Below are 13,831 nucleotides of genomic sequence, written 5' to 3' on the forward strand. Positions count from 1 at the left end.
GGCCCCTGCTCAGCCGATGGCGCGCAGGTCGTCGGCGGCGTGCTCCACGGCCAGCAACTCGGACAGACCCGTGCGGTCCAGCAACCGCTGCAGGTGTCGGCCGACCCCGGTCAGCCGGATCGCCCCGGCGGCGCGGTGCACCACCAGCAGCGCGCTGAGCCCGGAGGAGTCGCAGAGGCTCACACCAGTCAGGTCGATCAGCACCTGCTCGTCGCCGCGCAGGTCGACCGCCGCAGCGACCAGTTCGGGCGCGGTGTCGTAGTCGAGCTCGCCAGCCAGCCGGAGTCGGACGTGCCCGGCATCGAGCCGGGTCGCCTCGATGGTCAACAACTGGTCGGACATCCCACCATGTTCCCAGTCGGGCGAGCGACCGCAACTCGGGGGGACGGCGCGTGGCGGCGGTGCCCGCCAGCTTCGCTGAGATGCCGGTGTCCGGGTACGCGCGTAGGGTGGGCTGGAGAGTTTTGACCACAGACGCCGGTTCCGGCACGGGTTCGGGTGGACGACAAGGAGTGAGGCTCAGCTGGTGACTGCTTCCGACGTCAGGGACTGCGACCCGGGCGAAGGACGGCTCTCGACGCCGAGCACGACACGGTCTCCGGCATGGTCCGCCGACCTCCCGCCCCGCCCCACCACGGCCCTGCCGCCGCCCTCCGACCGGGGTTCTGGCGCACCCGACCTCTTCGAGGTCGTCGCGCACTTCCGTGAGGGCCTGGTGGTCTGTGACGCCACCGGCGTCGTACGGCACGTCAGCCCGGTGGCCGAGCGGTTGCTGCCCGGTGTGACACCCGGCGAGCTGCTCAGCGCGGCCGGTGTGCCCGGCCTGAGCGACGGCATCGCCGGCGGCTTCAGCTATCGCGGGCGGCGGCTCACCGCCCGCCAGGTGCCCCTCTCCGGCGCCCGCTACTGCTGGTACGTCGAGGACGTCACCGACAGCATCGGCCGCGCCGACGCGCTGCTCGCCGAACGGGCACGCTCGGCCTTCCTGGCCGTGGTCGGTGACAAGCTGGGCCACCCTCTGCACCCCGACCGGGCCGCCGCCGCGGTCGTCCGACTCGCCGTGCCGACCCTGGCCGAGGTGGCCGTGCTGGTCCTCGCCCCGCGCGCCGGTCGGGCCCGCTGGTGGCGAGCCTCGCGCGCCGACGACGAGGCGCCGATGGTGGACAGCGGCGCGTTGGCCGCCGGCGACCTGCCGGCCGCCATCGCCGACGGGCTGACCGGGGTCGAACCGCACGCGGTGGACTGGTTGGTCGAGCAGGCGGTCGACGCCGGTCTGCTGTCCGGCCTTCCCAGCACCGGAAGCGCCGCCCGGGTCGTCCCGCTGCCCGGCCGGGACGAGCCGGTCGGTGTGCTGCTGGTCGCCCGCCCCTGGTACGACGAGGCCGACGTGGAGCTGATCCGCGCGTTCGCGGCCCGCGCCGGAGCGGCGTTGACCACCGCTCTGCTCTACCGCGACCAGGCGGAGGTCGCCGACACTCTCCAGGCCAGCCTGCTGCCGGTCGAGCCGACCGAAGCCGCAGGCGTGCAGTGGGGCACCGCGTACCGGCCGGCGCAGGCGGGACTGCGCATCGGGGGCGACTTCTACGGCTCGCACCGGCTCGTCGACGGGGGCTCGGTGTTCTTCCTCGGCGACGTGTCGGGCAAGGGCGTCGAGGCGGCCGTCCTCACCGGCCAGTTACGTCAGTGCCTGCAGGCGTTGCACCGACTGGAGTCGCACCCGGGGCGGCTGCTGCGGCTGCTCAACGACGCGTTGCTGGAGACGACCCAGGCGAGCGGCCTGGGCCGCTTCGCCACGATCGTGCTGGGCGTGGTCCGCCCACAGAGCGACGGGGGCCTCATCCTCACCCTGGCCGGCGGCGGGCACCTGCCGCCGCTGGTGCTGCGCGCCTCCGGCGAGGTGGAGTCGGTGCCGCTGCAGGGCATGCTGATCGGGGTGGTGCCCGACCCTCGCGTCGGCGAGGTGACCGTGCGGCTGGCGTCCGGTGAGACCTGCCTGCTCTACAGCGACGGGGTGACCGAGGCCCGAGGTGGCCGTCGCGGCGACGAGCAGTTCGGCACCGAACGACTGGTCAGCGCGGTGACCGGTTGCCAACGGATGCCGGCGCAGGCCCTGGCCGAGCGGGTCGAACAGGTCACCTGCGACTGGTTGGCGCATGGCGACCACGACGACATCGCGGTGCTGGCGCTGCGGGCGGCCGGCCCGAGCGGGCGCGGGGCGCGGCACCTGCACTCGGTGCCCGCACCGGCCGACCCCGACCAGCAGGAGGAGATCGACGCGTGACCGCCGCTACGGCCGCCGCCGACCCGACCGACGCCTACGTCGGCTATCTGGACTGCCTCGCCGACGCTGACGAGTACGCAGCGATCGACATGGCGATCGGCCTGCTCGACGCGGGCGTACCGGCGGAGCGGGTGCTGCTCGACCTGGTCGCGCCCGCCCAGACCGAGGTGGGCGAGCGGTGGGCGCGCAACGAGTGGAGCGTCGCCCAGGAGCACGCGGCCACCCACATCAGCGAGCAGGTGGTGGCGGCGGTGGCCGCGCACGCCAACCCGCGCCCGACCGGAAGACGGGTCGTGGTCGCCTGCATGGACGGCGAGTGGCACGCGCTGCCGCCCCGGCTGGTGGCCGAGGTGCTGCGGTTGCGCGGCTGGCAGGTGACCTTCCTGGGCGCCAGCGTGCCCGCGGCGCACCTCGTGTCGTACCTGCACCGCTACGACGCCCACGCGGTCGCGTTGGCGTGCGCGCTGCCGATGCGGCTGCCGTACGCCCACCGGATGATCGAGGCTTGCCGCCGCTCGGACGTGCCGGTGGTGGTCGGTGGGCGCGGGTTCGGGGTGGATGGTCGGTGGGCGCGTCGGCTCGGCGTGGCCTGGGCGCCCGACGCGCCCTCGGCGGCCGAGCTGATCTCCGACGAGCGGGCGCTGCGCGGGGTGCCGGCGGCGCGGCTTGCCCACCTGGCCGACGACGAGTACGCGAGTCTGGTGCGGCGTCGTGGCGAGCTCATCGACAGCGCGTTGGCGGAGCTGCTGGAGCGGGTGCCGGCGGCGCGGGCCTATACCGCGACACAGCTCGACTCGACCGTGAGCGACCTGGGTCACATCGTGGATTTCCTGGCCGCGGCGGTCTACGTCGACGACGCCTCGTTGTTCACCGAGTTCGTCGAGTGGCTGTCGGGGATCCTGCTGAGTCGAGGGATGCCCGCCGCGGTCGTCGCCCAGCCCTTGGAGCACTTTTCCGTCGCGCTGCGTGACTTCCCCCGGGCGGGGCGTGTGCTGGCTCTGGGGCGCGCCGCGCTGCCCGCCGTGGGCCGTTGAACGCCCACCCGACGGCCTCGTTGTCGATCACCGCGCCCTGCGGTTCGCGGGGCGCGCCTGCGTATACTTGCCGCACTGCAAACGTCCCACCCGTGGGTGGAGCGAGGGGGAGAACGGTGACGTTCAGCGTCAGCTACGTCGAACGCGACGGCGGTGGCGCCTGCCTGCGGCTCGCGGGCGAGCTGGACCTGAGCACCGCCCCCGAGCTGAGCGCCGCGATCGACGGGCTCACCGCCGACGGCGAGACCCGGGTGCTGCTCGACCTCACCGATCTCACTTTCTGCGACTCGACCGGGATGGCCGTGTTCGTTCGGGGGGACAATCAGGCGGCGGCCGCCGGAGGGTGGCTTCGGCTCACCGGCGCCAATGGCCGCGTTGAGCGGGTGTTGCGGGTGACCGGCCTCGCCGAGGTGTTGCGCTACGAACCCGAGTCGGTCGACCCCGCGTCCCGCAGTGCTTCCTGATGGGCTAGATTTCCCCGCCAACGCGGTGACCGTCCGGTCCCGTCCCCGCCGACCCCGAGGCAGGTAGTGATGGGCGCAGACAGCCCACAGCCGGTACGCATCCTGGTGGTCGACGACGACCCGGGCGACGTGCTCATGATCGAGGAGGCGTTGGCGGACTCCGACGTCGACAAGATCATTGACGTGGTCAGTGACGGCGAGGAGGCGATGGAGTTTCTCCGCGCCGAGGGCCGCCACGAACAGGCCCGCCGGCCGGACGTGATCCTGCTCGACCTGAACATGCCGCGGATGGACGGCCGGCAGGTGCTCGGCGCGGTGAAGCAGGACGAGGATCTGCGGACCATCCCGATCGTCGTGCTGACCACGTCCAACGCCGACACCGACATCGTCGGCAGCTACACGCTGCAGGCCAACGCCTACGTCACCAAGCCGATCGATCTGGACGACTTCAACGACGTGGTCCGCCGCATCGACGAGTTCTTCGGCCGGGTGGTCGTGCTGCCCAAGCGGGTCTGACGCGCGCCCCACGCGCATGCTGAACATTTTTCCCGAACCCCCTCGGTGGTCGCGGACGCGGCCGAGGATCCAGGTGGGGAAGTAACAGCAGCTGCCTGGGGGGCGACAGTATGAGGTTCTCCGTCGTAGGGACCGGTTACGACCAGCGGCAGGTGGATTCCTGCCTGGACGAGTTGGGGATCCGGTTGTCCCGGCTCGCGGCGCGGGCCGAGGTCGCCGCGGGAGCGGCCCGGGAATTTGACGAGATCCGCCAGGAGGCGGCCTGGCTCAGCGGCCTCCTGCGGCGGCTGGACCTCGGCGACGCCACCGTCGGCCGGTACGGCGGGGACGCGGTGCGGCACGAGGCCGCCGAGCTGCTGGCTCAGGCCCGTGTCGCGCTGGACGAGGCCCGCGAGGAGGCACGGCAGGTGCGGGAGCGGGCGTACGCGGAAGCCGTGCAGGCCCGGCGCGACTTCGAGGTGGCGCTGTACGCCCGTCGGCGGCGCGAGGCGCGGGTGGACGAGATCCTCAACCAGGTGACGGGGGATCAGGTGCCCGCGGACACCCCGACCGCGGCTGCCGGCGTACCGGGAACCCGGGTGGGAGTCGGCGGGCTGGACGCGGGCGCGGAGCCCCCGCCCGGCCTTCGCTGACACCGGCGTGGACGTCCTCAGGCAGTGAGCGCCGCCACGACGGTGGTCGCCCGGTCCTCGTGCTGGGCGTACGCGTCGGGGAAGGCGGAGATCTGCACGGCCTGGGCGGCTGCGGTGACGCTCATGTCCTGCCAGCCCGGGATCTCGTTCAGCGCGCTGTAGAAGGCCCGTGCGGCGTACGACGGGCGCATCAGCTGGGCTACCGTCCCCCAGCCGCTGCTGGGCCTCTGCTGGAACAGCCCGACCGAGTCGTGGTCCGAGCCGCTGCCCTGGTTCGGGTAATCGAACGACTCCGGGAGGACCGCGCTGGCCAGGTTGTAGAGGTTGCTCTCCTGCATGGCGGTGGACAGTGCCACGACCAGGGCGCGGCGCGGCATCTTCATCTCCAGGCCGACATCCACGATGATCTTCGCGTTGTCCATCTGCGCCTGGTCGAGGCCGGCGACCGGTCGGGGTCGGCGTGGCTTGACCGGCTTCTTGGGTGCCTTGCGCGCGGCGGTGTGGGCGGGTGTGGGCGTGGCCGTCGGGGTGGGGAGGATCCGTGCGGGGGCGGCGTCGCGGTCCAGCGACCGGGAGGCGCGCTCCTCGGCGATGGCGGCGCGGTCAGCCACCGCCTCGGCGAGCGGCTCCACCGTGCGGGGCGTGTCGTCGCTGCCTCGGGCGGTGGCGACCGCGACGAGGCTGAGGCAGCAGGTGACGCTGGTGGCCAGGGCTACCCGGACCGGGGTCGAGCTCAGCAGGGGGCGCCGGGGCGGTTCCGGGGCGCGGTGACGGCCTATCGTCCGTTCGGTTGATGCGGCGTCGCCCGTAGGGGTGGTCGGGCGTGCGTTGGTCAGCTTCTGGTCGTTGGGGTCGTCGGGGTGCACCCGCCGAGGTTAGAGAGCTGACCGGTCGATGCCATCGGCCCGCGCGGTGGCATGCGCCACAATTTGCCCCGATCTTGCCGACTTTGAGGGGCAAAAGTGCCGTGAGCCTGACCAACCTCGCGGAACGGTCCAGACCGTTATTCCCGATTCGCCGGGTGAATACGGTCGCCAGGTCACGCCCTGAGCCGGCCTGCCGCCGATTTCCAGAGGTCAGCCGTTCGGCCAGGTGTCATCTCGACCAGGCGGCCGAGGGTGAAGGAAGATCAACTCCCATGTCGGCGACATCGCGGTATCCCTGGACGCGGATACCGCAACATCGGCGATGCGGAGTTGATCTAGCGCCGGGTGGGCGGGCGGCGGGCTGGATCTCAGTGTCGGCCGTTCTCCGCCGGCGTGACGGTCAGGCGGTGCCGGCTGGTGTCGCCGCTGGAGAACGGCCAGAGCCGATCGGCGTACTCGACCAGGTCGGCCAGCTGATCCCGGCTCAGGCCGGCCGAGGAGATCTCCGCGTGCACGTCGGCCCGGTACCGGCCGTCGTTGTCGCGCCCCAGCTTCGCCTCCGCCCGTACCTGGACGGTGTGCGCTTCGTCGGTGATTTCCCCGGCCACCTCCACCGCCGCGTGGTGCAGGCAGGAGGCGAAGGCCGCGGCCAGCAACTGTTCCGGGGTCAACCCGGTGCAGTGCGGCGCCAGCGGTGAGGCCAGCGCGGTGGAGAGCCCGCCATCGTCGGTGCGTACGTGACCGCCCTCGGCGGTCGCTGTGGCCTCACGCAGCCAGGAACTCTGATCCGGCATCGCGTTTCTCCCGTCGCTCACCAGGTCGGCTACCCGGCCGCCGCCCAGCGAAACGCCGTGGACCGGACTGTCAGCGCTCGGAGGCCCGGTTCGACTCGTCGAGCACCGCCACCGCCTCGGTCGCCTCCGCGGCGGCCTGCTCGGTCCACGGCGACACTGCGGCCGGCCGGCGGGTCGTCGGAATCGTCATCGGCACGTACACCCGGGCGTCCACGGCCTCGGCCAGCACCAGCGCCGCGACCATGCTGGTCGGGCGCTGCGCGGGATCGTCGGCGAGGCAGGAGTGGCACAACTCGGCCACCTCCGGGGGCAGCCCGTCGATCTCGGGCAGCGGCTCCGGCGGCTGCCGTCGGCGCACGCCGAGCAGTTCGGTGGTGCTGGCCGCGTGGTACGGCAAACGGGCGGTGAGGCAGTAGTAGAGCAGCACGCCGAGGGCGTACATGTCGGCGGCGGGGGTGGCCGGCGCCCTCTGCAACTGCTCGGGGGCCAGGTATGCCGGGGTGCCCAACACCATCCCGGTCGGAGTCGGATCCGCCGCTCCGGCGGGGATGGCGATGCCGAAGTCGAGCACCTTCACCCCCGACGGAGTGAGCATGACGTTGGCGGGCTTGACGTCGCGGTGCACGATGCCTTCCGCGTGCGCGGCGGCCAGCGCCGCGGCGACCTCCGCGCAGACGCGTACGGAGATCCGCCAGTCCAGCGGCCCGGCCCGCAGGTGCGCGGCGAGCGTCTCACCCTCGGCCAGCTCCATCACGATGTAGGGAGCTGGGCGGCCCGACCAGGTCGAGGAGGTGCCGAAGTCGTGCACGCTCGCCACGTTCGGGTGCACCAGGCGGGCCGCCGAACGGGCCTCCGCGCGGATCCGGTCCTCCGGGCCGTCCTGATCGTCGGGGCCGGGGAGGATGAGCTTCACCGCGACCGGCCGGTCCAACACCCGGTCGTGCGCCCGCCACACCTCGGACATCCCGCCTACGCCAATGCGCTGCTCGAGCTGATACCGCCCGCCCAGTGTGCGCATCGCGTGCTCCTCGTCCTCGCCCCGCCGGCAGCGGGTGCTCCGGTCGCGGTACCCGAGCTCCGAGCTGGGCAAACCGACAGCGCACCGGCCCGGCGCAGCTCGCTGCGGCGCGACGACGGGTGCGGTAGCTTGCGAGCCAGAGCCGGTGTCACCGATTGTGCCGGCACCGTCACCGCAGGGAGCGCCGCAATGGGCGAGGTCACCGTACGCTTCGTCGGCGGGCCCGCGGACGGCCTGGTCCGGCTGCTCCCGGCCGGGTCGGACGGCACCCCGCCACAGCGTTGGATCATGCGGCACCCGGACGGCACCGGGCCGGTACAGCCCGGCCCCGACCACCTCTACGAACGCGACCGACCCGACGAGGCGGGCGGCTGGAGCATGCGGTTCGTGCGGACCGACGCGTACGGGGTGTCCGAGTGACGACGAGGCGGGACTGACCGGTGGTGATGTCGGCGTCGCGTCGGCCCGGCCGCACAGCTCGCACACAGCTCTCGCAGGGGCACGGCACAGGTGTCGCGGCCACGATGGGGGGCATGGTCACGAACGGGCAGGCCGCGCCGAGCCGGATCGAGTTGCTGCGCCCCGACGGCGAACCCGTCCGGGTGCTGGTGGTCGACGACGAACCGACGCTCACCGACCTGCTGTCGATGGCGCTGCGCTACGAGGGCTGGCAGGTGCGCAGCGCCGGCAACGGCATGGCGGCGCTGAGCGCCGCACGGCAGTTCCAGCCGGACGCCGTGGTGCTCGACGTGATGCTGCCCGACCTGGACGGCTTCCAGGTGCTGCGCCGGCTGCGCGAGCACGCCCCGACCGTGCCGGTGCTCTTCCTGACCGCCCGCGACGCGGTCGAGGAACGCATCGCCGGGTTGACCGTCGGTGGCGACGACTACGTCACCAAGCCGTTCAGCCTGGAGGAGGTGATCGCCCGGCTGCGCGCCCTGTTGCGGCGCTCCGGCTTCGCGGTCGCGGCCCGGGAGGACGCGGTCCTCACCGTCGGTGACCTCAGCCTCGACGAGGACAGCCACGAGGTACGCCGCGACGGCCAACTGATCACCCTCACCGCGACGGAGTTCGAGCTGCTGCGCTACCTGATGCGTAACCCCCGCCGGGTGCTGAGCAAGGCACAGATCCTCGACCGGGTGTGGAACTACGACTTCGGCGGCCAGGCCAACGTGGTGGAGCTGTACATCTCGTACCTACGCAAGAAGATCGACGCCGGCCGGGCGCCGATGATTCACACGCTGCGCGGTGCGGGCTATGTCCTCAAGCCCGCCGAGTAACCGCCACCCGATGCGCGCCGCCCGCCGCTGGCTGGCCGGCCGCTCCCTGCGTACCCGATTGGTGTTCGCCCTGGTCGCGCTGCTGGCGTTGGTCAGCGTCGCGATCGGTGGCATCACCACCGTGGCGCTGCGGCACTTCCTGATCGACCGGCTCGACGCCCAACTGGCGCCCGCGACGGTCATGCGGGGTGAACGTCCGGGACGGCCGGCCTTCCCCGGCAACGGACCCGCCATCCCACCCGGGTCGCCGTCCGGCACGGTGGTCGCCGAGATCACCAACGGTCAGGTGACCAGCGCGCGGACCCTGACCAGCAGCCCGTCCAGCGACGACCCGTTCCCCGACGAACAGGCCGTCCCGGTCGGGGAGGTCGCCACCCTGGCGGGCCTGCCGGTCGGCGCCGAACCGCGCACCGTCGACCTCGGCGCCCGCGGTGACTACCGGGCCGTGGCCCGGCAGTACTGGGACGGCCGGGTACGCGTCATCGCGATCCCGCTGGCCGGCGTGCAGGAGACCGTCCAGCGGCAACTCGCCGCGCAGGCCGGGGTGGCCGCCGTCGGGCTGCTCATCGCGGGCGCTGCCGGCGCGCTGATCGTGCGGGCCACGCTGCGCCCGCTCAACCGGGTGGCCGCCACCGCCACCCGGGTCACCGAACTGCCCCTGGACCGCGGCGAGGTGGCGCTCGCCGTCCGGGTTCCGGCCGCCGACACCGACCCGCGAACCGAGGTCGGCCAGGTCGGCGCGGCGTTGAACCGGATGCTGGGCCACGTCGCCGACGCGCTGACCGCCCGGCAGGCCAGCGAGACCCGGGTACGCCAGTTCGTCGCCGACGCCAGCCACGAGCTGCGCACACCCCTCGCAGCGATTCGCGGCTACGCGGAGGTGGCCCGGCGCGGCCGCGACGAGGTACCCGCCGACGTGGCCCACGCGCTGCGCCGGGTGGAGTCGGAGAGCACCCGGATGACCAGCCTCGTCGACGACCTGCTGCTGCTGGCCCGGTTGGACTCCGGTCGGCCGCTCGCGGTGGACCCGGTCGACCTGACCGCCCTGCTGGTGGACGCGGTCAGCGACGCGCACGCCGCCGGCCCCGAACACCGCTGGCAGCTCGGTCTGCCGGAGCTGGCGATCCGGGTGCCCGGCGACGCCGCCCGGCTGCACCAGGTGGTGGCGAACCTCCTGGCCAACGCCCGCGTGCACACCCCGCCCGGCACCACGGTCACCACCACGCTGGCCGTCGTGGGCGACAGCGCCGTGCTCACCGTCGCCGACGACGGGCCCGGGGTGCCGGCCCAGTTGCAACCGGAGATGTTCGAGCGGTTCGCCCGTGGCGACAGCTCCCGGTCCCGGACGCACGGCAGCACCGGTCTCGGTCTGGCGATCGTCGCGGCGGTGGTGGAGGCCCACCACGGGACGGTCGAAGTGGACAGTCACCCCGGCCGGACCGTGTTCACCGTCCGGTTGCCCAATCCCACAGCTGACGCATAGTCGGCGCACGGCGTCGCGCCAGCCGAGCCGCCAAGGCTGGCCGCATGGACACAACCGAAACCCTGCCCTCCGCGCCCGACGAGCCCGCCGTGGTGGCACCGCCGCCAGCCACGCGCCCCGACGAACACTCCCCGCCGGAGGCCCGCCGCTCGCCAACCTGGACCCGGCCCGCCCTGGCCGTCCTGCTGCTCGCCACCGCCGTGTTCTACATCTGGGGCCTGGGCGCCTCCGGCTGGGCGAACTCGTTCTACGCGGCGGCCGCGCAGGCCGGCTCGGTGAGCTGGAAGGCGTTCCTCTACGGCTCGTCGGACGCCGCCAACTCCATCACCGTCGACAAGACGCCCGCGTCGCTGTGGCTGATGGCCCTGTCCGTACGCGTCTTCGGGTTGAACAGCTGGGCGATGCTCGTCCCGCAGGCGCTCTGCGGGGTCGCCTCGGTCGGGGTGCTCTACGCGACCGTGAAACGCTGGTACGGGCCGGCCGCCGGGCTGATCGCCGGCGCGGTCCTCGCCGTCACCCCGGTGGCGACGCTGATGTTCCGGTTCAACAACCCCGACGCGTTGCTCGTCCTGTTGTTGGTCGCCGGGGCGTACGCCACCGTCCGGGCACTGGAGTCGGCCGGCACCCGGTGGATCGTGCTGGCCGGTGTGCTGATCGGCTTCGGTTTCCTCACCAAGATGCTGCAGGCGTTCCTGGTGGTGCCGGTCTTCGCCGGGGTCTACCTGGTGGCCGCGCCGACCGGGCTGTGGCGGCGGGTCCGGCAGCTGCTGCTGGCCGGTCTGGCGGTGGTGGTCGCCGCGGGCTGGTGGGTGGCGATCGTCGAGTTGGTCCCGGCCAGCGCCCGCCCGTACATCGGCGGGTCGCAGGGCAACAGCATCCTGGAGCTCACCCTCGGCTACAACGGCCTCGGCCGGATCACCGGCGACGAGGTGGGCAGCGTCGGCGGCGGTGGCGGGCGGCCTGGTGGCGGTGGACCGTTCTCGGGGCAGACCGGCGTGCTGCGCATGTTCGGCGGTGAGGTCGGTGGTCAGATCTCCTGGCTGCTGCCGGCCGCGCTGATCCTGCTGATCGCCGGCCTGCTGCTGGCCGGTCGCGCGCCCCGCACCGACCGCACCCGGGCCGGCCTGCTGCTCTGGGGCGGCTGGCTGCTGGTCACCGGCCTGATCTTCAGCTTCATGTCCGGGATCTTCCACGCCTACTACACGGTGGCGCTCGCCCCGGCGATCGGCGCGCTGATCGGCATCGGTGTGACCCTGCTCTGGCGGCACCACCGCCCGCTCCCGGCCGATACCCCGGGCGTGAGCGCGCGCTGGCGGCGCTGGCGTCCGCTGGCGGCCACGGCGACGCTTGCCGGCACTCTCGCGGTCACCGTCTGGTGGGCGTGGGTGCTGCTCGAGCGCAGCCCGGACTGGTACCCGTGGCTGCGGAACGTCGTGCTGGTCGCCGGCCTGCTCGGCGCGGCGCTGCTCCTGCTGTTGACCTGGCTGCCGCGCCGGTTGGTGCCGGTGGCGCTGGGTCTGGGCGTGGCGGCGGCCCTGGCCGGCCCGGTGGCGTACGCGGTGCAGACGGCGGCGACCCCGCACACCGGGGCGATCCCGAGCGCCGGCCCGTTCGTGTCGGCTGGGTTCGGGCGAGGTGGCTTCGCCGGTGGGCGACCGCCCGGCGGCATGGAACTGCCGACCGGCGGCCGACTCCCCGGCGGTGGTCAGTTCCCCGGTGGTGGCCAGTTCCCGGGCGGCGGGCCTGGAGGGGGCCAGTTCCCCGGTGGTGGTCAACTGCCCGGTCCTCCCGGTGGCGGGCAGGGGCGCCCGGGCGGCGGGGGGATGGGCGGGCTGCTCGACGCCCAGGAGCCCAGCGCCGCGCTGCGCGAGCTGCTGGAGCGCGACAGCGCCGACTACACGTGGGTGGCGGCCACCATCGGCTCCAACAACGCCTCCGGCTACCAACTCGCCACCGGCGAACCGGTGATGCCGATCGGCGGGTTCAACGGCAGTGACCCGTCACCGACCCTCGCGCAGTTCCAGCGCTACGTCGCCGACGGCCGAATCCACTACTTCGTCGGCGGTGGCGGCTTCCGGGCCAACGGCGGCAGCTCCGCCTCCCAGGAGATCGCCACCTGGGTCGGGGAGACGTTCACGGCGCAGACCGTCGACGGTGTCACCGTCTACGACCTGAGCACCGGCACGGAGGAGTCGTGACCGCGCTCAGCGGCCCCCGGGCCGCGGTCCAGGCCCGACCGTCAGCCGCCGGTGCGGTGCTGGACGTGGTGATCCCGGTCCACAACGAGGAGGCCGACCTCGGCCCGTGCGTACGGCGGTTGCACGCCCACCTGAGCGAACACTTCCCGTACCCGTTCCAGATCACCATCGCCGACAACGCCAGCGTCGACGACACCCTGAAGGTTGCCGACGGCCTCGCCGGCGAGCTGCCCGGCGTCGAGGTGCTGCACCTGGACGCCAAGGGGCGGGGCAGGGCCCTCTCCGCCGCCTGGTCCGCGTCGTCCGCGCCGGTGCTGGCGTACATGGACGTGGACCTCTCCACCGACCTGGCGGCACTGTTGCCGCTGGTCGCGCCCCTGATCTCCGGCCACTCCGACCTGGCCATCGGCACGCGGCTGGCGCGTACCTCCCGGGTGGTGCGCGGTGCGAAGCGGGAGGTGATCTCGCGGGCCTACAACCTGCTGCTGCGCGGGGCGTTGGCGGCACGGTTCTCCGACGCGCAGTGCGGGTTCAAGGCGATCCGTGCCGACGTGGCAGGTGAGCTGCTCCCGTTGGTGCGGGACACCGGCTGGTTCTTCGACACCGAGCTGCTGGTGCTCGCCCAGCGGGCCGGGCTGCGCATCCACGAGGTGCCGGTGGACTGGGTCGACGACCCGGACAGCCGCGTCGACATCGTCGCCACCGCCCTGGCCGACCTACGCGGAATGGGTCGGCTGGGCCGGGCGCTGCTGACCGGCGCGCTGCCGCTGACCGACCTGCGCGCCCAACTCGGCCGGGCGCCGCTGGCCGCTCCACGCGCGCAGCTCACCGGGGCGCCGCTGGCCGCGCCGCCGGGGCAGGTGCCGTTTGGGTTGCCCCGGCAGCTGGTCCGGTTCGCCGCCGTCGGGGTGGCCAGCACGCTCGCGTACCTGTTGCTGTTTCTGGCCACCCGGGGCGCGCTCGGCGCGCAACCGGCGAACCTGCTGGCGCTGCTGCTGACCGCGGTGGCGAACACGGCCGCGAACCGGCGGCTGACGTTCGGGATCAGCGGACGCCGGAACGTCGGACGGCATCACCTGCAGGGGTTGCTGGCCTTCGCGCTCGGGCTGGCGCTGACCAGTGGCGCGCTGGCCGTGCTGCACGTGGTCTCCACCGTGCCGGCGCGGCCGGTGGAGTTGGCCGTGCTGGTGGCCGCGAACCTTGCCGCCACCGTGCTGCGCTTCGTGCTGCTGCGCCTCGGCATGCACCACCGGCGCGGCTGAGCC

14 protein-coding genes are annotated in these 13,831 nt (G+C 73.1%); 10 read left to right on the plus strand and 4 right to left on the minus strand.

Annotation, left to right across the window (positions count from 1 at the left end; translation table 11 throughout):
• Positions 1-9: 9 nt before the first annotated feature.
• Complete coding sequence (locus tag HNR20_RS29175) at positions 10-342, minus strand: STAS domain-containing protein (protein WP_184186469.1); 333 nt, start codon at positions 340-342, stop codon at positions 10-12.
• A gap of 184 nt (positions 343-526) precedes the next feature.
• Between HNR20_RS29175 and HNR20_RS29180 the strand changes: the two genes are divergently transcribed.
• The 5 genes from HNR20_RS29180 to HNR20_RS29200 all read left to right on the plus strand — a co-directional run bounded on the left by HNR20_RS29180 (position 527) and on the right by HNR20_RS29200 (position 4,927).
• Positions 527-2,281, plus strand: a complete 1,755-nt coding sequence (locus HNR20_RS29180; RefSeq protein ID WP_184186474.1) for a PP2C family protein-serine/threonine phosphatase — start codon at positions 527-529, stop codon at positions 2,279-2,281.
• Positions 2,278-3,315 (plus strand): cobalamin B12-binding domain-containing protein, encoded by a 1,038-nt coding sequence (locus HNR20_RS29185; RefSeq protein WP_184186476.1) that lies wholly within the window; start codon positions 2,278-2,280, stop codon positions 3,313-3,315. The genes HNR20_RS29180 and HNR20_RS29185 overlap by 4 nt, the downstream gene beginning before the upstream one ends.
• A gap of 116 nt (positions 3,316-3,431) precedes the next feature.
• The gene (locus tag HNR20_RS29190; protein ID WP_184186479.1) at positions 3,432-3,779 is read left to right on the plus strand and encodes an STAS domain-containing protein; all 348 of its coding nucleotides are present in this window, start codon (positions 3,432-3,434) and stop codon (positions 3,777-3,779) included.
• Positions 3,780-3,848: 69 nt separating this feature from the next.
• Positions 3,849-4,295 carry a response regulator gene (locus HNR20_RS29195; protein ID WP_184186482.1) on the plus strand — a complete coding sequence of 149 codons (447 nt, stop codon included), beginning with the start codon at positions 3,849-3,851 and terminating at the stop codon, positions 4,293-4,295.
• Between the two features lie 110 nt (positions 4,296-4,405).
• Positions 4,406-4,927: an ATP synthase subunit B family protein gene (locus tag HNR20_RS29200; RefSeq protein WP_184186485.1), complete on the plus strand. Its 522-nt coding sequence runs from the start codon at positions 4,406-4,408 to the stop codon at positions 4,925-4,927.
• A 17-nt stretch (positions 4,928-4,944) separates the two neighbouring features.
• On the opposite strand, the gene HNR20_RS29205 is transcribed toward HNR20_RS29200, so the two are convergent.
• The 3 genes from HNR20_RS29205 to HNR20_RS29215 all read right to left on the minus strand — a co-directional run bounded on the left by HNR20_RS29205 (position 4,945) and on the right by HNR20_RS29215 (position 7,605).
• Entirely contained in the window at positions 4,945-5,793 is an 849-nt protein-coding gene (locus tag HNR20_RS29205) for a hypothetical protein (protein ID WP_184186488.1), read from the minus strand.
• 368 nt (positions 5,794-6,161) lie between these two features.
• Positions 6,162-6,587 (minus strand): OsmC family protein, encoded by a 426-nt coding sequence (locus tag HNR20_RS29210; protein ID WP_110567054.1) that lies wholly within the window; start codon positions 6,585-6,587, stop codon positions 6,162-6,164.
• A 70-nt stretch (positions 6,588-6,657) separates the two neighbouring features.
• Positions 6,658-7,605, minus strand: coding sequence for a serine/threonine-protein kinase (locus HNR20_RS29215; protein ID WP_184186490.1), 948 nt, complete (start codon positions 7,603-7,605; stop codon positions 6,658-6,660).
• 189 nt (positions 7,606-7,794) lie between these two features.
• On the opposite strand from HNR20_RS29215, the gene HNR20_RS29220 reads away from it, so the two are divergent.
• The 5 genes from HNR20_RS29220 (at position 7,795) to HNR20_RS29240 (ending at position 13,828) form a co-directional block, all read left to right on the plus strand.
• Complete coding sequence (locus tag HNR20_RS29220; RefSeq protein WP_184186492.1) at positions 7,795-8,025, plus strand: DUF8847 domain-containing protein; 231 nt, start codon at positions 7,795-7,797, stop codon at positions 8,023-8,025.
• Between the two features lie 113 nt (positions 8,026-8,138).
• Positions 8,139-8,885: a response regulator transcription factor gene (locus HNR20_RS29225; RefSeq protein WP_184186495.1), complete on the plus strand. Its 747-nt coding sequence runs from the start codon at positions 8,139-8,141 to the stop codon at positions 8,883-8,885.
• A complete protein-coding gene (locus HNR20_RS29230) occupies positions 8,863-10,368 on the plus strand; it encodes a sensor histidine kinase (protein WP_184186497.1) in 1,506 nt (501 codons plus the stop codon). Before HNR20_RS29225 ends, HNR20_RS29230 begins: the two co-directional genes overlap by 23 nt.
• A gap of 44 nt (positions 10,369-10,412) precedes the next feature.
• The gene (locus HNR20_RS29235) at positions 10,413-12,566 is read left to right on the plus strand and encodes an ArnT family glycosyltransferase (protein WP_184186501.1); all 2,154 of its coding nucleotides are present in this window, start codon (positions 10,413-10,415) and stop codon (positions 12,564-12,566) included.
• Positions 12,563-13,828, plus strand: coding sequence for a glycosyltransferase (locus tag HNR20_RS29240; RefSeq protein WP_184186503.1), 1,266 nt, complete (start codon positions 12,563-12,565; stop codon positions 13,826-13,828). The genes HNR20_RS29235 and HNR20_RS29240 overlap by 4 nt, the downstream gene beginning before the upstream one ends.
• Positions 13,829-13,831: the final 3 nt, after the last annotated feature.

Source organism: Micromonospora parathelypteridis (genome assembly GCF_014201145.1).
Classification (GTDB): Bacteria; Actinomycetota; Actinomycetes; order Mycobacteriales; family Micromonosporaceae; genus Micromonospora; species Micromonospora parathelypteridis.

Bases quoted from the DNA above. Each gene is read 5' to 3' on its own strand.
- HNR20_RS29175 (WP_184186469.1), bottom strand. From the start codon at position 342: ATGTCCGACCAGTTGTTGACCATCGAGGCGACCCGGCTCGATGCCGGG.
- HNR20_RS29195 (WP_184186482.1), top strand. From the start codon at position 3,849: ATGGGCGCAGACAGCCCACAGCCGGTACGCATCCTGGTGGTCGACGAC.
- HNR20_RS29200 (WP_184186485.1), top strand. From the start codon at position 4,406: ATGAGGTTCTCCGTCGTAGGGACCGGTTACGACCAGCGGCAGGTGGAT.
- HNR20_RS29210 (WP_110567054.1), bottom strand. From the start codon at position 6,587: ATGCCGGATCAGAGTTCCTGGCTGCGTGAGGCCACAGCGACCGCCGAG.
- HNR20_RS29215 (WP_184186490.1), bottom strand. From the start codon at position 7,605: ATGCGCACACTGGGCGGGCGGTATCAGCTCGAGCAGCGCATTGGCGTA.
- HNR20_RS29220 (WP_184186492.1), top strand. From the start codon at position 7,795: ATGGGCGAGGTCACCGTACGCTTCGTCGGCGGGCCCGCGGACGGCCTG.
- HNR20_RS29225 (WP_184186495.1), top strand. From the start codon at position 8,139: ATGGTCACGAACGGGCAGGCCGCGCCGAGCCGGATCGAGTTGCTGCGC.
- HNR20_RS29230 (WP_184186497.1), top strand. From the start codon at position 8,863: ATGTCCTCAAGCCCGCCGAGTAACCGCCACCCGATGCGCGCCGCCCGC.
- HNR20_RS29235 (WP_184186501.1), top strand. From the start codon at position 10,413: ATGGACACAACCGAAACCCTGCCCTCCGCGCCCGACGAGCCCGCCGTG.